We start from the raw sequence: 25,410 nt of genomic DNA, 5'->3' as shown, positions 1-25,410 counted from the left end.
GTCAGTACAAAAGCTAGCTCGAACTCCCGATCGAGGCAAAAGTCCAGGTCAGGGCCGATTGTCAGTGGCATACCCCACGATGGGCACATACGGCCACTGCGCCGTCACACAGACGACAGGAGGTTCGTCATGGCCAGTACCAACGCAGCAGCCGCACACCGGCGCCGCGCCCTCGGCCCTGCCCCCTCACTGACCGGTCCCGCGAGCGACGTCCACCCGGTGCTCCGCCGGGCCACGGCCCCGCCCGCCGCCCTCGAACTGCTCGCCCAGGCCCGCGCCGGACTCGACGAGGCGGCGCACCTGGACACTCCGAACGAGCGCTACGCCACCGCCCACCTCGCCGCCCTGCGCACGGCGGCCGCGGTCCTCGCCGCCCGCGGCCGCCCCGAGCTCGCCCCGCGGCGCAGGCAGCGCATCCGAAGCGCCTGGGAAGTGCTGCCCGAGATAGCCCCGGAACTGACCGAGTGGAGCGCCCTGTTCGCCTCCGGAGCCGCCCGCAGGGCCCGCGCGGAGGCGGGTATCCAGGGTGCGGCGAGCAGCCGTGACGCCGACGACCTGCTGCGGGACGTGTCGATGTTCCTGCGTCTGGTCGAGCGGATGCTCGTGCTGCAGCCCGTGCTGCCCCAGCCGCGTCAGGAGCCGCCGGACGCGAGCTGACCTGCCGGGGCTGGCGAAGCACCGCTGCGATTCCCATTAGGGTGGGAGCGCCCGCACCCGAACAGCCCGCCGTAGATGAGGCGGAGCCGCGCCGAGGAGTCAACTGCCGTGTCGGACCCGATGCGCCCCCGCGCTTCTCTCCGTACCGCCGTGGTCTGGGACGTCCTGAAGGACGCCCTCGACCGCCGGGTCAAGGCCACGGGACAGGGGCCGGACGGCGCGACCGGAGGCGGCGCGGGACCGCTCGCCCTCGACGTCCTCGACACCGGCGGCGGCAGCGGCAACTTCGCGGTGCCCGTGGCCGCCCTCGGGCACCGCGTCACCGTCGTCGACCCCAGCCCGAACGCCCTGTTCGCCCTGGAGCGCCGCGCCGCCGAGGCCGGTGTGGCCGACCGCGTGCGCGGTGTGCAGGGCGACGTGCACGGCCTCTTCGACGTGGTCGAGCGCGGCGGGTACGACGCGGTGCTCTGCCACGGCGTCCTGGAGTACGTGGACGACCCGGCCGAAGGCGTGCGGAACGCCGTCGGCGCGCTGCGTGCCGGGGGCGTGCTGAGCCTGCTCGCCGCGGGTCTCGGCGGTGCCGTGATCGGCCGCGCGCTCGCCGGGCACTTCAGCGAGGCGCACCGGGCGCTCGACGACCCGGCAGGGCGCTGGGGCGAGAGCGACCCCGTGCCGCGCCGCTTCACCGCCGAGCAGCTCGGCGGGCTCGTCGAGGGCGCGGGACTGCGCGTCGGTGCCGTGCACGGCGTGCGCGTCTTCGCCGACCTGGTCCCCGGTGTCCTCGTGGACACCGAGCCGGGCGCCCTGGACGCGCTGCTCAAGCTGGAGGCCGCCGCCGCGGAGCTGTCCGCCTTCCATGCGGTGGCCACGCAGCTGCATGTGCTCGGTGTGACACCTGCGACGGACGAGGCCCCCGAGTCCTGAGAGGCCCTCGGGGCCTGAGTGCCCGCGGTCCGGGTGTGTCGCGAGTGACAGCCGGTACCGGGTCGCTGATCAGCGGCGCAGCGGCACATGGAGTACGCCACAGGCGCCCCGAACGGGCTACTCGCGCCGTATGATCGAGGGACACCGTCCGGCATGACGGACCGGCCGCTGGGGAATGCAGGCTTCAGCGAGCCGGAGCGACCTGGCGGTCCGGTTTGGCGAAGTTGGCGCAGAGGGGCGGGTTTCACGGGGGCGATTCCCTGCCTATCCTGAAGGGGACCCCCCGGTCGCCCCGGCGACTGCACGATGAGGAGGACTCCGTGCCGCTCTCGGAGCACGAGCAGCGCATGCTCGAGCAGATGGAGCGAGCGCTGTACGCCGAAGATCCCAAGTTCGCGACAGCGCTTGAGGGAAGCGGGCTGCGTACGTACACCCGGAAGCGGGTCTACCAAGCGGTCGCGGGCTTCCTGGTGGGCATTGCCCTTCTCATGGCCGGAATGGTCTCCCAGCTCATCTGGGTGAGCGTGATGGGTTTCCTCGTCATGCTGGGGTGCGCCGTGCTCGCCGTCACCGGTTGGCGCAAAGCGCCCAAGCCGGGTGAGCAGGCGCCCGGCGCCGCCGCCCCGGCCACCGGCCCAGGCGCGCCGGCGGGACGCCGGCATCAGCCCAGGCAGCAGCGGCGTTCCATGATGGACCGCATCGAGCAGCGCTGGCAGCGGCGCCGGGACGAACAGCAGGGCCAGTAGCGGGCCCCTGGGCCTTGAGCGATCCACGGAGCGGCAGGGGCTCGGAGCCCATCCGGGCACCGGGCACTGTTGCGCCCCTCAAGGGGGCCTGGAACACCACTGGAGCCGCCCCCTCCGCACGGCCCGGGGCGTAGCCCCCGCAGACCATCCGCGCATCGCGTGCATCCGCGCATCGCGTGCACCCATGCACCGCCTGCGCCCGCACACTGCGTGCACGGCGTACATCCGCAGACCATATGCACCCGCATACCGCGCACCCGCGTACCGCGCGCACCCCGCGCCCCCCGCACACCGCGGGCACCCGCACACTGCGTCCACCGCGTACATCCGCCCACCCACGCACCGCGTCACTCCGTGCACCCCGTGCACCCCGCACACCGCGGGCACCCGCACACTGCGTCCACCGCGTACATCCGCCCACCCACGCACCGCGTCACTCCGTGCACCCCGTGCACCCCGCACACCGCGGGCACCCGCACACTGCGTCCACCGCGTACATCCGCCCACCCACGCACCGCGTCACTCCGTGCACCCCGTGCACCCCGCACACCGCGGGCACCCGCACACTGCGTCACCCCTTGCACCGCGTGCCCCCGCACCCCCGTGCACCGCGTGCCCCCGCACCCACGCGCACCGCCCACCGCCCACCGCTCATCCCCATACCACCGTGCACCAACAGCGCACCCCGCCGGACAGCTGCCGTACACACGTGGGGGGGCGACCGCATCCATCGCGGTCGCCCCCCACGCATATGTCCGGTGGGCCCGCCCGGGCCCACCGGCCCGCTCAGCCCCCTTGCCGGGCCGGCCTCCGCAGAGCCGCCCAGCGCCTCGCCGCCCACTGTGACCAGCGGGCGGTGAGTGCCGTCCAGCGGTCCGACGCCGTCCACACCACCCGGGCGGCCGAACGCGGCGCGAGTGTCGCGCGCAGCCGTGTCTGACGGCTCACTGAGGCGCGCAGCCCCTCCCGCAGCCGCCGTACGTCGTCGCCGAGCCCCTGGGCGGGCTGCGGATGCGGCGCGTACAGGACCTGCTCCACGGCGGCCGCCACCCGGTGGACCGACTCCGCAGGGGCCGGGCCGAGAGAGCCCACGCGGACGATCCGGGCCGCCGCCTTCCGCGGGGTGTCGGACTCGTTCGGGACGATGCCGTGGTCCCAGGCACTGTCGGTGACCTCCTGCCAGGCGGCCAGCGTGCGCGTCGCCGCGTCCGCCACGGCGCGGCCACTGCCCTCCAGGCGCGGCGCGGGCCCCCCGGCCACCGGGACGCGCCCCCCGCCGCCGAGCCGCACCGCGCGCACCCGCGCCCGCCACAGCATCGGAAGCAGCGGCACCACGAGGGCGACGAGGGCGAGCAGGGAGCCGCCGACGATCCAGCCGATCGGCGGGCCGTCGTCGTCGGAGCCGCCCGTGAGCTGCGGCATCGCGCTCGTGCAGCCGCCCTGCTGCCGCGTGTCGCGCGGGCAGTCCTGGGGCTGCGAGGGCGTCGGCGACGGTGCCGCCGAGTCGGAGGGCACCGGCACGGCCGACTCGTCGGACGTGTCGGACGGCGTGTCCTCACGGGTGTAGTCGGGCACCGAACCACGGTTCGGCGTCGGCTCGAACCGGGTCCAGCCCACGCCCTCGAAGTACAGCTCGGGCCACGCGTGGGCGTCCCGAAGCCCCACCGACATGGTGCCGTCCGACTGCGCGGAACCCGGCGTGAAACCCACAGCGACGCGCGCCGGGATGCCGAGCGTGCGGGCCATCGACGCCATGGCGAAGGAGAAGTGGACGCAGAAGCCCTCCTTCTGCTCCAGGAAGCGCACGATGGCCGAGGGCCCGCTGCCCGCGCGGACCTGCGTGTTGTAGGTGAAGCCGCCGTCCGAGGCGAACCAGTCCTGGAGCTTCACCGCGCGTTCGTAGTCGTTGGCGGAGCCGTCGGTGACCTCGCGGGCCGTGGCCGCCACCATCGACGGCAGCGAGTCCGGCACCTTCGTGAACTCGCGGGCCAGGCCCGAGGGCGCGGCGGGCGCCGCCGCGAGCTGCTCGGCGGTCGGCTCCACCACCAGGCTGTTCACGCTGTACCGCGCGCCGCGCGTGGTCTGGCGGCGGTCCCCGACGACCGTGCGGCCCACCGGCTCGTACCGCCAGCGGCCGTCGATGCGGACCTGGCTGGCGGGATACGGCATCGGCAGCCAGTTCTGCGCGTAGCGGTCGTCGGCCGAGATGTTCGTCTGGATCTCGGTCCTGCGGACCGAGGGGGACAGGCCCTGCGGGTCGGGCAGGCGGGCGGGGATGTCCTCGATGTCCCGGACGGTGGTCTTCCAGGTGGTGCCGTCGAACTTGTCGAGCGAGACGATCCGCAGGTACATGTCCTGCGCGTTCTTGGCGTTCGTCCGGTACGAGATGACCTGGCGGTCCTCCGGCTGGTTCAGGCTGTCCTGGAGCGCGACCAGCGGGTTCACCGCGGAGATCGTGCCCCCGCCGCTGCCGTCACCGCCTCCGGGGCCGTCCGAGCCGTCCAGGAGGCCGCTGTCCAGTGAGGGCAGCGCGAGCGGCACCACGAGCGCGACGCCCAGGGCGACGGCGCCGATCCTGCGGCCCGTGCGCACCGGCGCCGTCGCGCCGCCGTCGGCGTCGAGACCGCCCGAGATCCGCCCCGGCGGCCGTGCCGCCCCGCCGAACACGCGGCCCCACTGGGAGAGCCGGTCCCGGCCCTCGGCCAGGAGCAGCAGCAGATATCCGGCGGCGGCGAGGAGGAACCACAGCCATCCGGCGCCGTCCTCGGAGAGCCCCGCCGCGACCGAGTACAGCGCGAGCAGCGGCAGTCCCGCGGGCGCCGCCGTGCGGAACGTCACCGCGAGCGCGTCCACGGCGAGGCCGACCACGAGGACGCCGCCGACCACCATCAGGCGGATGCCGTCGGTGAGCGGCGCCGGAATGGCGTACCGCCCGACGTCGTCGCCGCCCGTCTCCAATAGCACCCCGAAGTGCCGGAAGACCTCGGGCCCCGGGATCACTCCGGCGAGCGCCTGCTCCCGCGCGAACAGCAGTGTCAGGAGGAGCAGCGACACCAGCGCCTGGGCGGCCACCGTGACCGGGCGCGCCAGCGGCACCCGGCGGGCGAGCCCGCCGACCCCGCTCTGCAGTGCGAGCAGGATCGCCGCCTGGACGATCCAGCCCGACGTGTCGACGAGCGGCAGCAGCGCGCCCGACGCCATCAGCGTGGCGGCGGTGGCACACAGCGCAAGCCGCGTACGCCCACTCATGAAGCACCCCCCGGGCTCATCGGGAACCCCTCGTCGTCCGCGCGGACCCGGCCGCTGATGACCGGGTTCCGCGTCCCGGTCGGCCTGCGCCTCATGCCCATCCCCCGCTCGCCGCTCCCGCCGTACCCGGTGCCCCGGGCGCCGGTGTGGTTCCCGAGGTGCGCAGGTGGTCCGCCTGGCGCCACAGGTCCGTGAGCGGGACGCCCGGAGGCACCGGGACCGCCGTCCAGCCCGCCTCGCGCAGCAGCCGCAGCGGATGCTGCACCGCCGCGGAGGGGCCACCGCCGGGGCCGTGGGTCCAGGCCGCGCCGTCCAGGACGAAGGCGACCGCCGCGCCGCTGCGCTGCCGCATCTTCGCGATGACCGCGGCCTGCTCGTCGTCGAGATCGCCGAGGAAGGCCACCAGGAGGCCTTCGTTGCCGCCGCGCAGCACGTCGTACGCGCGCGAGAGCCCCGCGCCGTCCGAGTGGCCGATCACGGCGAGCGTGTCCATCATCAGCCCGGCGGAGTCCGCCGACTCCTGGCTCGCGCCCGCGAAGCCGTCCGCGCCCTCCCCGGGCAGCGAGTTCCCGGTGTCGGTCAGGAGGCGGACGGAGAAGCCGCGTTCGAGCATGTGCACCAGCGTGGACGCGGTGCCCGACACGGCCCATTCGAAGGCCGAGTCGGGGCCGCTGCCCCGATAGGCCACGTCCCTGGTGTCGAGGAGCACCGTGCAGCGCGAGCGCTGCGGCTGCTCCTCGCGGCGTACCATCAGCTCGCCGTAGCGCGCGGTGGAGCGCCAGTGGACGCGGCGCAGGTCGTCGCCGTGGCGGTAGCCGCGCGGGATGACGTCGTCCTCGCCGGCCAGGGCGAGGGAGCGGTGCCGCCCGTCGCCGTACCCCTTCGCCTCGCCCGTGAGCCGCACCGGTGGCAGCGCCTCCACGCGCGGGACGACGGTCAGTGTGTCGTACGTGGAGAAGGAGCGGGTCAGCTCGCACATCCCGAACGGGTCGGTCAGACGCAGCTGGAGCGGGCCCAGCGGATAGCGGCCCCGCAGGTCCGAGCGGACGCGGTAGGACACCTCGCGGCGGCCCCCCGCCTCGACCCGGTCGAGCACGAAGCGGGGCCGCGGCCCGAGGACGTACGGCACCCGGTCCTGGAGCATCAGCAGGCCCGTGGGCAGCCGCGAGACGTTGTCCATCCGCAGGTGCACGCGGGCCTCCGAACCGGCGGGCACACGCGCGGGGGAGAGCCTGCGGCTGCCCGCGACGCGGTAGCGCGTGCGGTAGAGCACGGCCGCGCACACCAGCGGGAGCACCGCGAGCAGCAGCCCGACCCGCAGCAGGTCGCTCTGGCCGAGGACGTAGGCGCACACGGCCGCGGCGATGCCCGCCGCGAAGAAGGACCGGCCGCGGGTGGTCAGGCCGGCGAGCGCCGTGCGCAGGCCGCTCCGGTCGTCCTCGGCCCGTGCCCCCTGCCCCCCGGCGGCCATCAGAGCCCCCGGGTGCCGGGCGGCTGCTGGCCGAAGAAGCCCTGGCCGGGCTGGGGGGCCGCCGGGACGGGGGTCCGCTGGAGGATCTCCAGGACCACCGACTCGGCCGTACGGCGGTTCAGCTGCGCCTGGGCCGTGGGCAGCAGGCGGTGCGCGAGGACCGCGACGGCGAGGGCCTGCACGTCGTCCGGCAGGGCGAAGTCCCGGCCGCTGAGCGCGGCGGAGGCCTTGGCGGCGCGCAGCAGATGCAGCGTGGCGCGCGGGGACGCGCCCAGCCTCAGGTCCGGGTGGGTGCGGGTGGCGCCGACCAGGTCGACCGCGTACCTGCGGACGGCCTCGGAGACGTGCACCGTGCGGACCGCGTCTATGAGCTTCACGATGTCGTGCGCGTGGGCCACCGGCTGGAGGTCGTCCAGCGGTGAGACACCGCCGTGCACGTCCAGCATCTGCAGCTCGGCCTCCGGGCCCGGATAGCCGATCGAGACCCGGGCCATGAAGCGGTCGCGCTGCGCCTCGGGCAGCGGATACGTGCCCTCCATCTCGACCGGGTTCTGCGTGGCCACCACCATGAAGGGGCTGGGCAGTTCGTACGTCTGCCCGTCGATGGTGACCTGGCGCTCCTCCATGGACTCCAGGAGCGCGGACTGCGTCTTCGGCGACGCGCGGTTGATCTCGTCGCCGATCACGATCTGCGCGAAGATCGCGCCCGGCTTGAACTCGAAGTCACGGCGCTGCTGGTCGAAGATGGACACACCGGTGATGTCCGACGGCAGCAGGTCCGGCGTGAACTGGATGCGCCGCACCGAACAGTCGATGGACCGTGCGAGCGCCTTGGCGAGCATGGTCTTGCCCACGCCCGGTACATCCTCGATGAGCAGGTGCCCCTCCGCCAGGAGCACGGTCAGCGAAAGCCGTACGACCTCCGGCTTGCCCTCGATCACACCCTCGATCGATCCGCGGACACGCTCCGCGGTCGTGGTCAGATCTGTGAGGCTCGCTCGATCGTCATAGGTCGTCACCCGGCCCTCCTCGGCCCTTCCCCACGCTCGGCAAGGAGCAGGGATACCTCTTTACTGGTTTCCCCGGGCCGACGCTCTCGCACGGACCGGGCCCACCCCGAAACACGGACACCACGCGGGAATGGTTCAGCGTGACGCCACACACGCATTCTTGTTGGGCTTACCGGTTCGTGTCACTTGCCTGTGGACAACTGGCGGCGATATGCCGGTTCTTGCCGGGTTTGGGTACCGGAGATTGTCCGGTACCCACCCTCCGGTGGTCACACAGGGTCGGCGCCGTCACGCAGGGTCGATCTCGCGCAGCAGTCCCGTCCGCACGTCGAAGACGAATCCGCGCACGTCGTCGGTGTGCAGAAGGAACGGCGATGTCCGCACCCGCTGCATGGACTGGCGCACGTCCTGGTCGACGTCGCGGAACGACTCCACGGCCCAGGACGGGCGCTGGCCGACCTCCATCTCCAGGTCGTGCCGGAACTCCTCGGTGAGGGACTCCAGGCCGCAGCCGGTGTGGTGGATGAGGACCACGCTGCGGGTGCCGAGCGCCCGCTGGCTGATGGTCAGGGACCGCAGGACGTCGTCGGTGACCACACCGCCTGCGTTGCGGATCGTATGACAGTCGCCCAGCTGGAGGCCGAGCGCGGCGTGCAGGTCCAGGCGCGCGTCCATACAGGCCACCACGGCGACCTCCAGCACCGGACGGGCGTCCATGCCCGGGTCGGTGAAGTCCGCGGCGTAGCGCTCGTTGGCCGCGACGAGACGGTTCGTGACCGTACCGGCCGTGCCGGCCGTGCTGTCCGTGCTGTCCGTGCCGGCCGTGCTGTTCTCGCCCGCACCACCGGTACGTATGGCGCTGTCGGGACCTGTGGGTACTGATGCGGAAGTCGTCATGAGTATGACGGTAATGGTCACGGGGGGTGTGGGCCTGCTGTGAGAGCGGACAAAGAACGCCATGGAGCCTTGTTGTGAGGGAACCCACAGGGGCGGCGGTGACGCGTCCGAACAGGTGATGCGCCCCCGCGGACCCTCGCGTCCCCTCCCTCCGGGGAGCGATCGGCCCGCCACGGAGGGGTCGGGCCGCGCCGCGCAGGCCAGTTGATTGACCGCGAGACAGGGTGGACTAAAGTGACGCGAAGCGGGAGTGGAGTCCGCTCGGCCGCACTGGTCGGTCTCCCTGACCGGTCGGTCTCCTTGCCGGTCTCCGTCCCGCTGGACCGTCCCGGAGCTTCCCGGTCGGTTCCGGAGATTTCCATTGAGTCCCCCCACGTGCGCGGCGCGTACGTACGGCTCGGCCTCCTCCCGCTCCCGGTCGGCCGACGCCACTCTCCCGGCGCCGGCCAGCCGGATTCCCCTTCAGGAGCGGGCGGGGACCCGGCCGTGCGGACGGCGACCGCGCCGGACCCTGAGAGGGTGCAGTGAGTTCTGCCCGACATGTCCCGGTGATGCTCCAGCGGTGCCTGGACCTGTTGGCCCCGGCGCTCGCGGAGCCGGGAGCGGTCGTCGTCGACTGCACCCTCGGGCTCGGCGGGCACAGCGAGGCACTGCTCGCGGCCTTCCCCTCGGCCCGGCTCGTGGCCCTGGACCGCGACAAGGAGGCGCTGCGCCTGTCCGGCGAGCGCCTCGCCCCCTACGGCGACCGCGCCACCCTGGTGCACGCGGTCTACGACGAGCTGCCCGAGGTCCTCGACCGGCTCGGCATCCCGCGCGCGCAGGGCGTCCTGTTCGACCTCGGCGTGTCCTCCATGCAGCTCGACGAGGCCGACCGCGGCTTCGCCTACGCCCAGGACGCCCCGCTCGACATGCGCATGGACCAGACGACCGGCGTCAGCGCGGCCGAGGTGCTCAACACCTACCCGCCCGGCGAACTGGTGCGGATCCTGCGCGCGTACGGCGAGGAGAAGCAGGCCAAGCGGATCGTGTCCGCCGTCGTGCGCGAGCGCGAGAAGGAGCCGTTCAGCAACAGCGCACGGCTCGTCGAGCTGATCCGCGACGCGCTGCCGCAGGCCGCCAAGCGCACCGGCGGCAACCCGGCCAAGCGCACCTTCCAGGCCCTGCGCATCGAGGTCAACGGCGAGCTGAGCGTCCTGGAGCGGGCCATTCCCGCAGCCGTGAAGACGCTCGCCGTCGGCGGCCGCATCGCCGTCCTCTCGTACCACTCACTGGAGGACCGGCTCGTCAAGCAGGTGCTCGCGGCGGGCGCCGCCACCACCGCGCCCCCCGGCCTGCCGGTCGTCCCCGAGCAGTACCAGCCGCGGCTCAAGCTGCTCACGCGCGGCGCCGAACTGCCCACGGACGAAGAGATCGCCGAGAACCGCAGGGCCGCACCGGCCCGGCTGCGGGGTGCCGAGCGCATCCGCGAGGACGCGCTGTGAGACCCCGCCGCGAGGTAGCCACGTGAGCGGCCTCTCCGGAGAGGCCCCATGAGCCGCGTCCGCAAGGAGGCCCGATGAGCAAGAAGCCCGAGCTGCGGGGAAGAGCGGCGCGGCTCGCCCGGCTGCTGCCCGCGGCCCCGAGCCAAGCCGCCCGCACCCCCTTCGTGCTCCTGGTCGTCCTGCTGCTCGGCGGCGGCCTGATCACGCTCCTGCTCCTCAACTCCTCCCTCAACGAGGGCTCCTTCCAGCTCACGAAGCTCAAGAAGGAGACCCAGGAGCTGACCGACGAGGAACAGGCGCTCCAGAAGGACGTGGACAAGTACGCCGCCCCTGACGCCCTCCAGCGCCGCGCCCGTGAACTCGGTATGGTCCCGGGCGGCGACCCCGCCTTCCTCGGCCCGGACGGCAAGGTCCGCGGCGTCCCCGGCGCCGCCCCGGGCACCGCGGTGCGCCCCTCCGCGGCCCGGCCGCCCGCCGCCCTGCCCCCGGCGTCCCCGGCACCCTCGCCGACCGGGACGCCCGCCCCGCCCTCCGCCTCCGCCTCCGCCTCGGCGCGGCAGCCGGCCACGCCCTCCCCGCAGGCGCCCGCGACGGGCTCCCCGAGCGCGGCCGGGGACCCGTCGGCACCGGCCTCCGCGTCCGCGGGCGGCGCGCCCCGGCCGCCGGCCATCGCCGAGCGGCCCGCTCCCACGACCCCCGGCAGGTGACGTAAGTGACGGACCGCCAACCGCCACCCCCACGGCGCCGGGTCCCCGGCCCGGCACGGCCCGCACGCCCCGCCGAGCGGCGCAGGCCAGACCCGGGAGCGCGCCCGCCCGCCGCCCGCGGCCCCCGCCCGCCCGGCCGGGGACCGCGGAACAAGCCCAAGACCATCCGCCTGGGCAGCCCGCGGCCCCGGCTGCGCATGGTCAGCCTCGGCCTGACCCTGGTCATGCTCGCCTTCGTGGTGCGCCTCCTTCAGGTGCAGGCCGTGGACGCCGACGTGTACGCGGCCAAGGCGGAGAAGAACCGCTACTCCACCCACAAGCTCGCCGCCGAGCGCGGCGCCATCACCGACCGCGGCGGCGTCGAACTCGCCACCAGCGTGGACGCGTACGACATCACCGCCGACCCCTCGCTCTTCACGCCGAAGGAGACGAAGACCGGCGACGCGCCCGAGCAGGCCGCGGCGCTGCTCGCGCCGATCATCGACAAGGACACCGACGAGGTCGCCGAGAAGCTGCGCACGCCCAAGTCGCGCTTCACCCTGCTGGCCCGGCGCGCGACACCGCAGGTCTGGAAGCAGATCAAGGACCTGCGCACCGCCCTCGCGGACAAGGCGAGCACCGACCCCAAGGCGGTCAACGTCCTCGGCGGCGTCTTCGCCGTGCCCACCAGCAAGCGGGTCTATCCGAACGCCGGTCTCGCTGCCGGGATACTGGGCTGGGTCAACGCCGACGGCAAGGGCGGCGGCGGCATCGAGCAGCAGCTCAACAAGGAACTCGCGGGCAAGCAGGGCGAGGTCCGCTACGCCCAGTCGGGCGGCCGCCGGGTGCCCACCGCGGGCAGCACGGAGAAGCCGGCCGTGCCCGGCTCGGACGTCGAGCTGACCATCGACCGCGACATCCAGTGGGCCGCGCAGGACGCCATCACCGAACAGGTCCGGAAGTCCCACGCGGACCGCGGCTACGTCCTCGTGCAGGACACCAGGACCGGCGAGGTCCTCGCCATGGCCAACGCGCCAGGCTTCGACCCCAACGACCTCTCCCAGGCCCAGGGCACGAGTCTTGGCAACGCCGCGGTCCAGGACGCCTTCGAACCGGGTTCAACCGCCAAGGTCATGTCGATGGCCGCGGTCCTGGAGGAGAACGCCGCCACCCCCGGCACCCGGGTGACCGTGCCCAACCGGCTGCACCGCGGGGACCGGCTCTTCCAGGACGACATCGACCACCCGACCTGGTACCTCACGCTCAACGGCGTGCTCGCCAAGTCCAGCAACATCGGCACCATCCTCGCCACCGGCGAACTGGGCGACACCCAGGAGCAGGTCAACAAGAGCCTCTACTCGTACCTGCGGAAGTTCGGCATCGGCAAGGAGACCGGGCTCGGCTTCCCCGGCGAGACCTCCGGCATCCTCGCCCCGCCCGACAAGTGGTCGACCTCCCAGCAGTTCACGATCCCCTTCGGCCAGGGCGTCTCCATCAACGCGATGCAGGCGGCCTCGGTGTACTCGACCATCGCCAACGGCGGCGTCCGCATCGAGCCGACCCTGGTACGGGGCACCAAGGGGCCCGACGGCCGCTTCACGCCCGCGCCCGCCCCCAAGAAGACGCGGGTCGTCAGCGACAGGACCGCGCGGACCGTCGCCGGGATGCTGGAGTCCGTCGTCGACGACGAGCAGGGCACCGGAACCAAGGCCCGCATCCCCGGCTACCGCGTCGCGGGCAAGACCGGCACGGCCAACCGGGTCGACCCCAAGACCGGCCGCTACCACGGCTACACCTCGTCCTTCGCCGGCTTCGCCCCCGCCGACAAGCCGCGCGTCACCGTCTACTGCGTCATCCAGAACGCCACCAAGGGAAGCTACTTCGGCGGTCAGATCTGCGGTCCCATCTACAAGAAGGTCATGCAGTTCGCCCTCAAGACACTCCAGGTCCCGCCCACCGGCAAGGCCCCCGCGCGACTGCCCGTGACGTTCAGCCCCGGTAAGCCGGAGACCCCGGGACGCCCCGCGGACGACCGCTAGCCGCCGCCCGCGCCGCCGAGCCGCCCGGCACGGACCAGGAACGCACACCCGAACAGGAAAAGCCCGTGACGACGATCACCCCGGACCCGGGGAACCGGGCCGCGACACACCGCCCGACGAGCGGTCCCGCGCCCGCGCCCCGGCCCGACCCCGCTACGCCCGGACCCCTCCCTTTTGGCTCTGGAGCGGGTACGCCCGGTACGCTCACCGCCGTGCCACACGCTGATCAGTCCCAAACCACCCAGAAGGACGCTCCCGTGAACCACCCGGGTCCGCCGAGGCCGACGCAGGTCTCCGCCACCCCCCTCGCGGAGCTCGCCGATCAGCTGGGGGCCGCGGCCCCGGGCACGGACGCCGCCATCACCGGCATCACGCACGACTCCCGTGCGGTGCGTCCCGGTGACCTCTACGCCGCCCTGCCCGGCGCCCGCATGCACGGCGCCGACTTCGTCGCGCAGGCCGCCGACCTCGGCGCCGCCGCCGTCCTCACCGACCCGACGGGCGCCGACCGCGCCGCCGCCACGGGCCTGCCGGTGCTCGTCGTCGCCGACCCGCGCGGCAGCATGGGCGAGCTGGCCGCCACCGTGTACGGCCACCCGGGCCGCGACCTGCTCCAGATCGGCATCACCGGCACGTCCGGCAAGACCACCACGGCCTACCTCATCGAGGGCGGCCTCAAGGAGGCCCGCCGGAGCTCCGTGGACCGGCGCGAAGCGCCGTCGGTCGAGGGCGGTGGCGGGCGACGGGTGGGCCTCATCGGCACCGTCGAGATGCGCATCGGCGACGAGCGCATCAAGTCCGAGCGCACCACGCCCGAGGCCACCGACCTCCAGGCGCTCTTCGCGGTGATGCGCGAACGCGGCGTCGAGGCGGTCGCGATGGAGGTCTCCAGCCACGCCCTGGTGCTCGGCCGGGTCGACGGCTGCGTCTTCGACGTCGCCGTCTTCAACAACCTCAGCCCGGAGCACATGGAGTTCCACTCCGGCATGGAGGACTACTTCCAGGCCAAGGCGCAGCTGTTCACCCAGCGGCGCGCGCGGCTCGGCGTGGTCAACTTCGACGACGAGTACGGACGCCGGCTCGTCACCGAGTCGGAGATCCCCGTCACCACCTTCTCCGCCGAGGGCCACCCGGACGCCGACTGGCGTGCCGAGGACGTGGAAGTCGGCCCCCTGGACTCGACGTTCACCGCCGTCGGCCCCAAGGGCGAGCGGATCGCCGCCAAGTCGCCGCTCGCGGGGCCCTTCAACGTCGCCAACACGCTCGCCGCGATCGTGGCGCTCGCCGTCGCCGGACTCGACCCGCAGCAGGCCGCCGACGGCGTCGGTGCCGTCGCGGGCGTCCCCGGCCGCCTGGAGCGGGTCGACGCGGACCAGCCCTACCTCGCGGTCGTGGACTACGCCCACAAGACGGACGCCGTCGAGTCGGTCCTGCGCGCGCTGCGCAAGGTCACCGAGGGCCGCCTCACGATCGTGCTCGGCTGCGGCGGCGACCGCGACCGGACCAAGCGGAAGCCGATGGGAGCCGCCGCGGCCAGGCTCGCCGACACCGCCGTACTGACTTCCGACAACCCCCGCGGCGAGGACCCCCTCGCCATCCTCGCGACGATGCTCGCGGGCGCCGCCGAGGTGCCCGCCCACGAGCGCGGCGACGTCGCCGTGTTCGAGGACCGGGCAGCCGCCATCCGTGCGGCCGTCGCCCGCGCCGAGCCCGGCGACACGGTGCTCGTCGCGGGCAAGGGGCACGAGCAGGGCCAGGACATCGCCGGTGTGGTCCGTCCCTTCGACGACCGCCAGGTGCTTCGCGAAGCTATCGAGCAAACCCAGGGATGAAGTTGTGATCGCCCTCTCCCTCGCCGAGATCGCCACCGTCGTCGGCGGGCAGACGTACGACATACCGGATCCGCAGGTCCAGGTGACCGGGCCGGTCGTCATGGACTCCCGTGAGGTGCAGCCCGGCGCCCTGTTCGCCGCCTTCGTCGGCGAACGCGTCGACGGGCACGACTACGCCGGGCAGGTCGTCGGGGCGGGCGCGGTCGCCGTGCTCGGCTCCCGGCCGTGCGGGGCCCCCGCGATCGTCGTCGACGACGTGCAGGCGGCGCTCGGCGCCCTCGCCCGGCACGTCGTCGCCCGGCTCGGCGCGACCCTGGTCGCCCTCACCGGGTCCGCGGGCAAGACCAGCACCAAGGATCTGATCGCCCAGGTCATCGGCAGCAAGGCGCCCACGGTGTGGACGCCGGGATCGTTCAACAACGAGATCGGCCTGCCGCTGACCGCGCTGAGCGCCACGGACGAGACCAAGTTCCTCGTCCTGGAGATGGGCGCCCGCGGTATCGGCCACATCCGGTACCTCACCGGCCTCACACCGCCTCGGATCGGCCTCGTCCTGAACGTCGGCACCGCCCACATCGGCGAGTTCGGCGGCCGTGAGCAGATCGCGCAAGCAAAGGGTGAGCTCGTCGAGGCGCTGCCCGCCGACGGCACCGCGATCCTCAACGCCGACGACCCCCTGGTCCGCGCGATGGCAGCGCGTACGAAGGCCCGGGTGCTGCTCTTCGGAGAGGCCGAGGACGCCGACGTACGCGCCGAGAATGTCCGGCTCACGGAGAACGGACAGCCGGCCTTCACGCTGACCACACCCTCCGGGTGCAGCGACGTGCGGCTGCGCCTGTACGGTGAGCACCACGTGTCGAACGCGCTCGCCGCGGCCGCCGTCGCCCATGACCTTGGCATGTCCGTGGACGAGATCGCCCTCGCGCTCTCCGAGGCGGGCACGCTGTCCCGCTGGCGGATGGAGGTCACCGAGCGCCCGGACGGCGTGACGGTCGTCAACGACGCCTACAACGCGAACCCCGAGTCCATGCGAGCCGCCCTGCGCGCGCTCGCGGCCATGGGCAGAGCCGCACAGGCCGACGGAGGACGCACGTGGGCGGTGCTCGGTCACATGGCCGAGCTGGGTGACGACGGGCTCGCCGAGCACGACGCGGTCGGACGCCTTGCCGTCCGGCTGAACGTGAACAAGCTCGTGGCAGTCGGGGGCAGGGAAGCTTCCTGGCTCCAACTGGGCGCATACAACGAGGGTTCGTGGGGTGAGGAGTCGGTGCACGTGTCCGACGCACAGGCGGCGATCGACCTGCTGCGCAGCGAGCTGCGCCCAGGAGACGTCGTGCTGGTGAAGGCGTCCAGATCGGTCGGTCTCGAGCGGGTCGCCCTGGCGCTGCTCGACGACTCCGCCGCGTCTTCGGAGGGGCAGGTCGCCGGCCGATGAGGCAGATCCTCTTCGCAGGTGTGATCGGGCTCTTCCTGACCCTGGTCGGTACGCCCCTGCTGATCAAGCTCCTGGCCCGCAAGGGCTACGGCCAGTTCATCCGGGACGACGGCCCGCGCGAGCACCACAGCAAGCGCGGTACGCCGACCATGGGTGGTATCGCCTTCATCCTGGCGACGCTCATCGCGTACTTCCTCACGAAGTTCATCACCGGCGGGGAGTTCACGCTCTCCGGTCTGCTGGTGCTCTTCCTGATGGCGGGCATGGGCCTGGTCGGCTTCCTCGACGACTACATCAAGATCGTCAAGCAGCGTTCGCTCGGTCTGCGCGCCAAGGCGAAGATGGCCGGCCAGCTGATCGTCGGCATCGGCTTCGCCGTCCTCGCGCTGAACTGGCCGGACAACCGCAACCAGACCCCGGCCTCCACCAAGCTGTCGTTCGTCACGGACTTCGGCTGGTCGATCGGCCCGGTCCTGTTCGTGGTCTGGGCGCTGTTCATGATCCTCGCGATGTCGAACGGCGTGAACCTCACCGACGGCCTCGACGGCCTCGCGACCGGCGCCTCCGTGATGGTCTTCGGCGCCTACACCTTCATCGGCGTCTGGCAGTACCAGGAGTCCTGTGCCAACGCCAACACGCTCACCAACCCGGAGGCGTGTTTCGAGGTCAGGGACCCGCTCGACCTGGCGGTCGTGGCCTCCGCGCTGATGGGCGCCTGCTTCGGCTTCCTGTGGTGGAACACCTCACCCGCGAAGATCTTCATGGGTGACACCGGCTCGCTCGCCCTCGGCGGCGCCCTCGCGGGCCTCGCGATCTGCTCCCGCACTGAACTGCTGCTGGCGCTTCTCGGCGGCCTCTTCGTCCTGATCACCATGTCCGTGGTCATCCAGGTCGGCTCCTTCCGTATGACCGGGAAGCGCGTCTTCCGGATGGCGCCGCTCCAGCACCACTTCGAACTCAAGGGGTGGTCCGAAGTCCTTGTGGTGGTCCGCTTCTGGATCATCCAGGGCATGTGCGTGATCGTCGGACTCGGACTCTTCTACGCAGGGTGGGCGGCCACCAAGTGAGCAGCTGGCAGGGCAGGAACGTCACCGTCGCCGGGCTCGGCGTGAGCGGCCTCAGCGCCGCCCGCGCCCTCGCGGGCCTCGGCGCGGTGGTGACGGTCGTGGACGGCGGCGACGGCGAGGCCCAGCGGGCGCGCGCCGAGGAACTCGCCGGGACCGGGATCTCCGTACGCCTCGGCGACGCGGAGACGCTCCCCGACGGCACCGACCTCGTCGTCACCTCGCCCGGCTGGAAGCCCTCGTCGCCGCTGTTCGCGGCCGCCGCCGCGGCGGGCGTCGACGTCGTCGGCGACGTCGAGATCGCCTGGCGCCTGCGCGGCCCGGACGCCGCGCCCTGGCTCGCGGTCACCGGCACCAACGGCAAGACCACGACCACGCGGATGCTCGCGTCCATCCTGGGCGCGGCCGGACTGCGCACGGCAGCCGTCGGCAACATCGGTACGCCGATCATCGACGTCGTCCTGGACGCCGAGCCGTACGACGTACTCGCCGTGGAGCTGTCCAGCTATCAGCTGCACTGGGCGCCCTCGCTGCGCGCGCACTCCGCGGCGGTCCTGAACCTGGCGCCCGACCACCTCGACTGGCACGGCTCCATGGAGGCGTACGCCGCCGACAAGGGCCGCATCTACGAGGGCAACCAGATCGCCTGCGTCTACAACGTCGACGCCGTCGACAAGCCGTCGACACAGGACCTGGTCCGCGAGGCCGACGTCGAGGAGGGCTGCCGCGCCATCGGTTTCACGCTGAACGCGCCCGCCCCCTCGCAACTGGGCGTCGTGGACGGCATCCTGGTCGACCGTGCCTTCGTGCCGGACCGCCAGAAGCAGGCCCAGGAACTCGCCGAGATCTCGGACGTACGGCCGCCCGCGCCGCACAACATCGCCAACGCCCTGGCTGCCGCCGCCCTCGCCCGCGCCTACGGCGTACCGGCCACGGCGGTCCGCGACGGCCTGCGCGCCTTCAGCCCGGACGCCCACCGCATCGAGCACGTGGCCGACGTGGACGGGGTCGCGTACATCGACGACTCCAAGGCCACCAACACCCACGCGGCCCAGGCGTCGTTGGCCTCCTACGAGTCGATCGTGTGGATCGCCGGCGGCCTCGCCAAGGGCGCCACCTTCGACGATCTTGTGGCCGATGCCGCCGCGCGGCTCAAGGGGGTCGTCCTGATCGGCGCCGACCGTGCCCTGATCCGCGAAGCGCTCGTGCGACACGCCCCGCAGGTCCCGGTCGTGGACCTCGACCGGACGGACACTGGTGCGATGTCCGAGGCGGTACGGCAGGCGGCACGGCTCGCGGGGCCGGGGGACACCGTCCTGATGGCGCCCGCCTGTGCGTCGATGGACATGTTCACCAACTACAACAAGCGTGGTGACGCGTTCGCGGCAGCCGTCCGCGAACTCGGCGCGAGCGCCTGACGGCGGGCCCAGCGGTGGTCCGGGGGCGCCCGGCACCCGAAGGAGGGCACGTGGCAGCCGTGGCAGCCGTGGCAATCGTTCGTACGCCGTCGTGGCGGGGGCCTTGTGGACGGCCGGGATCCGGTACGGGACGCGTGGCCGTCGCGGCCTTCGGCACGGGAGGCCGCTGATGCCCGAGCGAGCACCCGTGCGCACACCGCGCGCCCCCAAGCGGGCGCCGCGCCCGCGCACCGCCCCGGCGGCTGCCGAGAGCCCGCTGCGACAGCTCTACGTCCGGGCCCGGCGGGCCTGGGACCGGCCGCTGACCGCGTACTACTTGATCTTCGGCAGCAGCCTGCTGATCACCGCGCTCGGCCTGGTGATGGTCTACTCGGCGTCGATGATCCAGGCGCTGCAGCTGAACCTGCCCGCGTCCTACTTCTTCCGCAAGCAGTTCGTGGCCGCGGTCCTCGGCGCGGGACTGCTGCTCGTGGCGATGCGGGTGCCGGTGAAGCTGCACCGCGCCCTCTCGTACCCGATGCTGGCCGTCTCCGTCTTCCTGATGGTGCTCGTCCAGATCCCGGGGATAGGGCGCAGCGTCAACGGCAACCAGAACTGGATCTATCTGGGCGGTCCCTTCCAGCTCCAGCCCAGTGAGTTCGGCAAGCTCGCCCTGGTGCTCTGGGGCGCGGACCTGCTGGCGCGGAAGCAGGACAAGCGCCTGCTCACCCAGTGGAAACACATGCTGGTGCCGCTCGTTCCCGTCACCTTCATGCTGCTCGGCCTGATCATGCTGGGCGGCGACATGGGGACGGCCATCATCCTCACCGCGATCCTCTTCGGCCTGCTGTGGCTGGCGGGGGCGCCGACGCGGCTGTTCGCCGGTGTGCTGAGCATCGCCGCCGTCCTCGGTGTGATCCTCATCAAGACGAGCCCCAACCGCATGGCCCGGCTCGGCTGCATCGGCGCGACCGATCCCGGGCCGAGCGACCAGTGCTGGCAGGCCGTGCACGGCATCTATGCCCTGGCCTCCGGCGGATTCTTCGGTTCCGGTCTGGGCGCGAGTGTGGAAAAATGGGGTCAACTGCCCGAACCGCACACCGACTTCATCTTCGCCATCACCGGCGAGGAACTCGGTCTGGCGGGGACACTGTCGGTGCTCGCCCTGTTCGCGGCTCTAGGCTATGCGGGTATCCGCGTGGCCGGACGCACGGAGGACCCCTTCGTGAGGTACGCAGCGGGAGGCGTGACCACCTGGATCACGGCGCAGGCCGTGATCAACGTAGGTGCGGTGCTCGGTCTGCTGCCGATCGCCGGTGTCCCGCTCCCGCTGTTCTCCTACGGGGGCTCGGCCCTGCTGCCGACCATGTTCGCCATCGGCCTCCTCATCGCCTTCGCGCGCGAGGAACCGGCGGCGAAGGCGGCCCTGGCCATGCGGCAACCTCGGGTGAGATGGAACACGATGCGACGGCGCGTCAAGGCGCGCTCGTCCGGAGAGCGGTGAATTTCGGTGCATGTCGTACTCGCCGGTGGGGGGACCGCCGGCCACATCGAGCCCGCGCTCGCCCTCGCGGACGCCCTGCGCAGGCAGGACCCGACCGTGGGGATCACGGCCCTGGGCACGGAGCGCGGCCTCGAGACCCGACTCGTGCCCGAGCGGGGCTATGAACTCGCCCTGATCCCCGCCGTGCCCCTGCCGCGCAAGCCCACGCCCGAGCTGATCACGGTGCCGGGCCGGCTGCGCGGCACCATCAAGGCGGCCGAGCAGATCCTGGAGCGCACCAAGGCCGACTGCGTGGTGGGCTTCGGCGGCTATGTGGCGCTGCCCGGCTATCTCGCGGCCAAGCGCGCGGGCGTGCCGATCGTGGTGCACGAGGCCAACGCGCGCCCCGGTCTGGCCAACAAGATCGGCTCGCGGTACGCCTCGGGGGTCGCGGTCTCCACCCCCGACAGCAAGCTGCGCGGCTCGCGCTACATCGGCATCCCGCTGCGCCGCACCATCGCGCTGCTCGACCGGGCCCGGGTCCGTCCGGAGGCGCGCGCCGCGTTCGGTCTCGACCCGAACCTGCCGACGCTGCTCGTCTCCGGTGGCTCCCAGGGCGCCCGGCGCCTCAACGAGGTCGTCCAGCAGGTCGCCCCGGTGCTCCAGCGGGCGGGCATCCAGATCCTGCACGCGGTCGGCCCGAAGAACGAAATGCCGTACGTAGAGAACATGCCCGGGATGCCCCCCTACATCCCGGTACCGTACGTGGACCGGATGGACCTCGCGTACGCCGCGGCGGACATGATGCTCTGCCGTGCGGGCGCGATGACCGTCGCCGAGCTGTCCGCCGTCGGGCTGCCGGCCGCCTATGTCCCGCTGCCCATCGGCAACGGCGAACAGCGGCTGAACGCCCAGCCGGTGGTCAAGGCGGGCGGCGGACTGCTGGTCGACGACGCGGAACTGACGCCCGAGTGGGTCCAGGGCAACGTCCTGCCCGTGCTCGCCGACCCGCACCGGCTGTACGAGATGTCCCGCGCCGCCTCGGAGTTCGGCCGCAGGGACGCCGACGACCTCCTCGTCAACATGGTGTACGAGGCGATTGCGTCACGCCGCAGCGCGTGAGAGAAGGCAGGGACAGTGGCCGGACGGGCCGGACCGACGACCGCCGAACGGCGGGGGGCTGGGCCCGGGCCCGCCCGCCCGTCCCGCCCGCGCCCGCGGCTCCCACGGCTGCCGCGCCTGCCGGGGGTCCCGCGGCCGCGCACCCTGATCGTCGTGACGGCCGCCCTCGCCGTGCTCGTGGGCGGCGGCACCTGGGTGGTCTACGGCTCGCCCTGGCTGCGGGTGGAGCGGGTGACGACCTCCGGCACGATGGCGCTCAAGCCGGGCGAGGTGCGGGACGCCGCGGGCGTCCCGCTCGGAGGACCGCTGATTTCGGTCGACTCCGGCGCCATCGAGGAGCGACTGCGGAGAAAATTGCCCCGAATTGACTCGGTTGCTGTCATCCGCTCCTGGCCCCACGAAATCAGTCTGAAAGTGACGGAGCGCACTCCGGTACTGCTCGTGAAAAAGGGCGGAAAGTTCATCGAAGTGGATGCGAAGGGTGTCCGTTTCGCCACGGTCGACAAGGCCCCGCGGGACACCCCGCTCCTGGAGATGGCGACCGACCCCGACGGCAGCGCCGGTGCCAGCCTCCGCCGCTTCGACGCCGAGCGGCTGCGCCGCGAGGCCGTCCGCGTGGTCGCCGCCCTGCCGGGCGCCGTCGCCGCGGACACCCTGGCCGTCAAGGTCCGTTCGTACGACTCCATCTCGCTGCGGTTGCGCGACGGCCGCACGGTCCTGTGGGGCAGTGGCGAGAAGGGGCGCGCGAAGGCCGAGGCGCTCACCGCGCTGATGAAAGCAGTTCCGAAGGCACGGCACTTCGACGTGAGCGTCCCCACCGCCCCCGCGTCATCCGCGAGTTGACGTACATCAGCGCAGGCCAGCACCCTGGATGGGCAGTGCTCCGCCTGATCACATAGGGTGAAAAGAAAAACGGGAGGTTCGGCGTGTTCGTTGAACGTGCGCCACTTGTCGACTTAGTGTCCTGTTCGGAAGAGTCCAAGGAACAGACACACTGGTAACCCTAAACTTCAGCGTTAGGGTTCGGGTCGGCGTTCGGACCGTCCCATTCGGCATCAGTCGGCGTATCGCGGCAGTGCGAGACGACGACACGTAACTCGAGGCGAGAGGCCTTCGACGTGGCAGCACCGCAGAACTACCTCGCAGTCATCAAAGTCATCGGTGTCGGCGGCGGTGGTGTCAATGCCATCAACCGGATGATCGAGGTCGGTCTCAAGGGCGTCGAGTTCATCGCCATCAACACCGACGCGCAAGCCCTGTTGATGAGCGACGCCGACGTCAAGCTCGACGTCGGCCGGGAACTCACCCGCGGACTCGGCGCCGGAGCCAACCCGGCCGTCGGCCGCAAGGCCGCCGAGGACCACCGCGAGGAGATCGAGGAGGTCCTCAAGGGGGCCGACATGGTCTTCGTGACGGCCGGTGAGGGCGGCGGCACCGGCACGGGCGGCGCGCCCGTGGTCGCCAACATCGCCCGCTCCCTGGGCGCCCTGACGATCGGTGTGGTCACCCGGCCCTTCACCTTCGAGGGCCGCCGCCGCGCCAACCAGGCGGAGGACGGCATCGCGGAGCTCCGCGAAGAGGTCGACACCCTCATCGTCATCCCCAACGACCGGCTCCTGTCCATCTCGGACCGCCAGGTCAGCGTGCTCGACGCCTTCAAGTCGGCCGACCAGGTGCTGCTCTCCGGCGTGCAGGGCATCACCGACCTCATCACCACGCCCGGCCTGATCAACCTCGACTTCGCCGACGTCAAGTCGGTCATGTCCGAGGCGGGTTCGGCGCTCATGGGCATCGGCTCGGCCCGCGGCGACGACCGCGCCGTGGCGGCGGCCGAGATGGCGATCTCCTCGCCGCTCCTTGAGGCGTCCATCGACGGCGCCCGCGGCGTCCTGCTCTCCATCTCCGGCGGCTCCGACCTCGGCCTCTTCGAGATCAACGAAGCCGCCCAACTGGTCAGCGAGGCCGCCCACCCCGAGGCCAACATCATCTTCGGCGCGGTCATCGACGACGCGCTCGGCGACGAGGTGCGGGTCACCGTCATCGCGGCGGGCTTCGACGGCGGTCAGCCCCCGTCCAAGCGGGACAACGTCCTCGGCTCGGCGTCCGCCAAGCGCGAGGAACCGGCGACCCCGGCCCGGCCGAGCGAACCGGCCCGTCCGGCCCCGGCGTTCGGCGGCCTCGGCAGCGTCACGGCGCGCGAGGACTCCGCGGCCCCGGCCGAGCAGCCCGAGCCCGCCGACCGGGCGAGCGAGCCCCCGGCGTCCCCGGCGACGCCGCCGCAGGTCCCCTCGACCCGTCTGCACCAGGACAGCCAGGCGGAGGAGCTGGACGTGCCGGACTTCCTGAAGTGATAGACCAGCGCTCCACCACGAGCACCGCGAGCGGCGCGCACTTCGCCTTCACCGACAGGTGGGGCGGAGTGAGCGCCGTTCCGTACGAGGCGCTCAACCTCGGCGGCGCGGTCGGCGACGACCCCGAAGCCGTGCACCGCAACCGCGAACTGGCGGCCAAGAGCCTCGCCCTCGACCCCGCGCGCGTGGTCTGGATGAAGCAGGTGCACGGCCGGGACGTCGCGGTGGTCGACGCGCCCTGGTCCGCCGAGCAGGAGATTCCGGCGGTCGACGCCGTGGTCACCGCCCGGCGCGGCCTCGCCCTCGCGGTGCTCACCGCCGACTGCACCCCGGTGCTCCTCGCCGATCCCGTCGCGGGAGTCGCCGCGGCCGCGCACGCCGGGCGTCCGGGCCTGGTCGCCGGGGTGGTGCCCGCGGCCGTCGAGGCCATGACGGGCCTCGGGGCGAGGCCGGAGCGGATCGTCGCCCGCACCGGGCCCGCGGTCTGCGGCCGTTGTTACGAAGTACCCGCGGACATGCGCGCCGACGTCGCCGCCGTGGAACCCGCGGCGTACGCCGAGACGAGCTGGGGCACGCCCGCGGTCGACGTGACCGCCGGCGTGCACGCCCAGCTCGACCGGCTCGGAGTGCGCGACCGGGAGTGGTCGCCGGTGTGCACCCTGGAGTCGGGTGACCACTTCTCGTACCGCCGCGACCGCACGACCGGTCGGCTCGCGGGCTATGTGTGGCTGGACTGATGAGGCATGACGGACCGTAAGGCGGAACTCGCCGCGAATCTGGCGGCGGTGGAAAAGCGCATCGGGGCGGCCTGCGCGGCCGCGGGCCGCAAGCGCGAAGAGCTGACCCTGATCGTGGTCACCAAGACCTACCCCGCGAGCGATGTGCGGTTTCTCTCGGAACTCGGTGTACGCCACGTGGCCGAGAACCGCGACCAGGACGCCGCCCCCAAGGCCGCCGACTGTTCGGATCTGCCTCTCGACTGGCACTTCGTGGGCCAGTTGCAGACCAACAAGGTGCGTTCCGTGGTCGGCTATGCGGATGTGGTGCAGTCGATCGACCGGGTCAAGCTGGTCACGGCCCTGTCGAAGGAGGCCGTGCGCGCCGGGCGCGAGATCGGCTGTCTGCTCCAGGTCGCCCTGGACGCGGGGGTCGGCGGCCGGGGCGACCGCGGCGGAGTGGCGCCGGAGGGGATCGAGGAGTTGGCCGCGTCCGTGGCCGGGGCTCCGGGCCTTCGGCTCGGCGGTCTGATGACGGTCGCGCCGCTCACCGGCGCATACGCGGGACGGCAACAGGCGGCGTTCGAGCGGCTGATGGATTTGTCGACTGCCCTGCGCGTGGCCCATCCGGCTGCGAACATGGTGTCGGCAGGGATGAGTGCGGACCTCGAACAGGCTGTGGCGGCCGGTGCGACACATGTGCGCGTCGGTACGGCGGTACTCGGAGTCCGACGCGGGCTCGGGTAACGTCGCCAAGAAGTCGGACCACAGCAGAAAATATGGTCATTCCCGCAGTTCGGCGGGGATACCTCGTGGATCGCGGGCAGTTGATGACGACGGACCTCTCGAT

General features: G+C 72.4%; 20 protein-coding genes. 16 read left to right on the top strand and 4 right to left on the bottom strand.

What is annotated here, in order from left to right; translation table 11 throughout:
* Positions 1–129 precede the first annotated feature (129 nt).
* The 3 genes from GPA10_RS30895 to GPA10_RS30885 all read left to right on the top strand — a co-directional run bounded on the left by GPA10_RS30895 (position 130) and on the right by GPA10_RS30885 (position 2,327).
* Positions 130–657 (top strand): SAV_6107 family HEPN domain-containing protein, encoded by a 528-nt coding sequence (locus GPA10_RS30895; protein WP_058851723.1) that lies wholly within the window; start codon positions 130–132, stop codon positions 655–657.
* A 108-nt stretch (positions 658–765) separates the two neighbouring features.
* Positions 766–1,581, top strand: a complete 816-nt coding sequence (locus GPA10_RS30890; protein ID WP_058851722.1) for a methyltransferase — start codon at positions 766–768, stop codon at positions 1,579–1,581.
* A 320-nt stretch (positions 1,582–1,901) separates the two neighbouring features.
* Positions 1,902–2,327, top strand: coding sequence for a DUF3040 domain-containing protein (locus tag GPA10_RS30885; protein WP_343041511.1), 426 nt, complete (start codon positions 1,902–1,904; stop codon positions 2,325–2,327).
* A 786-nt stretch (positions 2,328–3,113) separates the two neighbouring features.
* On the opposite strand, the gene GPA10_RS30880 is transcribed toward GPA10_RS30885, so the two are convergent.
* From GPA10_RS30880 to GPA10_RS30865, 4 genes are all read right to left on the bottom strand, one after another.
* On the bottom strand, positions 3,114–5,576 hold the full coding sequence (locus tag GPA10_RS30880; protein ID WP_157168353.1) for a transglutaminase TgpA family protein: 2,463 nt from the start codon (positions 5,574–5,576) through the stop codon (positions 3,114–3,116).
* Positions 5,577–5,667: 91 nt separating this feature from the next.
* Entirely contained in the window at positions 5,668–7,047 is a 1,380-nt protein-coding gene (locus tag GPA10_RS30875; protein ID WP_157168352.1) for a DUF58 domain-containing protein, read from the bottom strand.
* A complete protein-coding gene (locus GPA10_RS30870) occupies positions 7,047–8,066 on the bottom strand; it encodes an AAA family ATPase (RefSeq protein ID WP_058851719.1) in 1,020 nt (339 codons plus the stop codon). The genes GPA10_RS30875 and GPA10_RS30870 overlap by 1 nt, the downstream gene beginning before the upstream one ends.
* Positions 8,067–8,345: 279 nt before the next feature.
* Positions 8,346–8,954 (bottom strand): beta-class carbonic anhydrase, encoded by a 609-nt coding sequence (locus GPA10_RS30865; protein ID WP_157168351.1) that lies wholly within the window; start codon positions 8,952–8,954, stop codon positions 8,346–8,348.
* 524 nt (positions 8,955–9,478) lie between these two features.
* Between GPA10_RS30865 and rsmH the strand changes: the two genes are divergently transcribed.
* From rsmH to GPA10_RS30800, 13 genes are all read left to right on the top strand, one after another.
* Positions 9,479–10,435 (top strand): 16S rRNA (cytosine(1402)-N(4))-methyltransferase RsmH, encoded by a 957-nt coding sequence (rsmH, locus tag GPA10_RS30860; protein ID WP_079086967.1) that lies wholly within the window; start codon positions 9,479–9,481, stop codon positions 10,433–10,435.
* Between the two features lie 74 nt (positions 10,436–10,509).
* Positions 10,510–11,142, top strand: coding sequence for a cell division protein FtsL (gene ftsL / locus GPA10_RS30855; RefSeq protein ID WP_157168350.1), 633 nt, complete (start codon positions 10,510–10,512; stop codon positions 11,140–11,142).
* Between the two features lie 5 nt (positions 11,143–11,147).
* The gene (locus GPA10_RS30850) at positions 11,148–13,160 is read left to right on the top strand and encodes a peptidoglycan D,D-transpeptidase FtsI family protein (RefSeq protein WP_343041510.1); all 2,013 of its coding nucleotides are present in this window, start codon (positions 11,148–11,150) and stop codon (positions 13,158–13,160) included.
* A gap of 65 nt (positions 13,161–13,225) precedes the next feature.
* A complete protein-coding gene (locus GPA10_RS30845; RefSeq protein WP_425505844.1) occupies positions 13,226–14,992 on the top strand; it encodes a UDP-N-acetylmuramoyl-L-alanyl-D-glutamate--2,6-diaminopimelate ligase in 1,767 nt (588 codons plus the stop codon).
* 4 nt (positions 14,993–14,996) lie between these two features.
* Positions 14,997–16,427, top strand: a complete 1,431-nt coding sequence (locus GPA10_RS30840) for a UDP-N-acetylmuramoyl-tripeptide--D-alanyl-D-alanine ligase (RefSeq protein WP_058851713.1) — start codon at positions 14,997–14,999, stop codon at positions 16,425–16,427.
* On the top strand, positions 16,424–17,494 hold the full coding sequence (gene mraY / locus GPA10_RS30835) for a phospho-N-acetylmuramoyl-pentapeptide-transferase (protein ID WP_030564377.1): 1,071 nt from the start codon (positions 16,424–16,426) through the stop codon (positions 17,492–17,494). Before GPA10_RS30840 ends, mraY begins: the two co-directional genes overlap by 4 nt.
* A complete protein-coding gene (gene murD, locus GPA10_RS30830; RefSeq protein WP_343041508.1) occupies positions 17,491–18,909 on the top strand; it encodes a UDP-N-acetylmuramoyl-L-alanine--D-glutamate ligase in 1,419 nt (472 codons plus the stop codon). Before mraY ends, murD begins: the two co-directional genes overlap by 4 nt.
* A gap of 169 nt (positions 18,910–19,078) precedes the next feature.
* Positions 19,079–20,392 carry a putative lipid II flippase FtsW gene (gene ftsW, locus GPA10_RS30825; protein ID WP_058851711.1) on the top strand — a complete coding sequence of 438 codons (1,314 nt, stop codon included), beginning with the start codon at positions 19,079–19,081 and terminating at the stop codon, positions 20,390–20,392.
* A gap of 6 nt (positions 20,393–20,398) precedes the next feature.
* A complete protein-coding gene (gene murG / locus GPA10_RS30820) occupies positions 20,399–21,493 on the top strand; it encodes an undecaprenyldiphospho-muramoylpentapeptide beta-N-acetylglucosaminyltransferase (RefSeq protein WP_030564384.1) in 1,095 nt (364 codons plus the stop codon).
* Between the two features lie 15 nt (positions 21,494–21,508).
* On the top strand, positions 21,509–22,336 hold the full coding sequence (locus GPA10_RS30815) for a cell division protein FtsQ/DivIB (protein ID WP_425505843.1): 828 nt from the start codon (positions 21,509–21,511) through the stop codon (positions 22,334–22,336).
* 275 nt (positions 22,337–22,611) lie between these two features.
* The gene (ftsZ, locus tag GPA10_RS30810) at positions 22,612–23,844 is read left to right on the top strand and encodes a cell division protein FtsZ (protein WP_058851710.1); all 1,233 of its coding nucleotides are present in this window, start codon (positions 22,612–22,614) and stop codon (positions 23,842–23,844) included.
* Positions 23,841–24,581, top strand: a complete 741-nt coding sequence (gene pgeF / locus GPA10_RS30805) for a peptidoglycan editing factor PgeF (RefSeq protein WP_343041507.1) — start codon at positions 23,841–23,843, stop codon at positions 24,579–24,581. Before ftsZ ends, pgeF begins: the two co-directional genes overlap by 4 nt.
* 6 nt (positions 24,582–24,587) lie before the next feature.
* Entirely contained in the window at positions 24,588–25,307 is a 720-nt protein-coding gene (locus GPA10_RS30800; protein ID WP_157168349.1) for a YggS family pyridoxal phosphate-dependent enzyme, read from the top strand.
* Positions 25,308–25,410: the final 103 nt, after the last annotated feature.

Source organism: Streptomyces typhae (genome assembly GCF_009755605.1).
Taxonomy (GTDB): Bacteria; Actinomycetota; Actinomycetes; order Streptomycetales; family Streptomycetaceae; genus Streptomyces; species Streptomyces typhae.
This window is presented reverse-complemented; position numbering and strand designations above follow the sequence as displayed.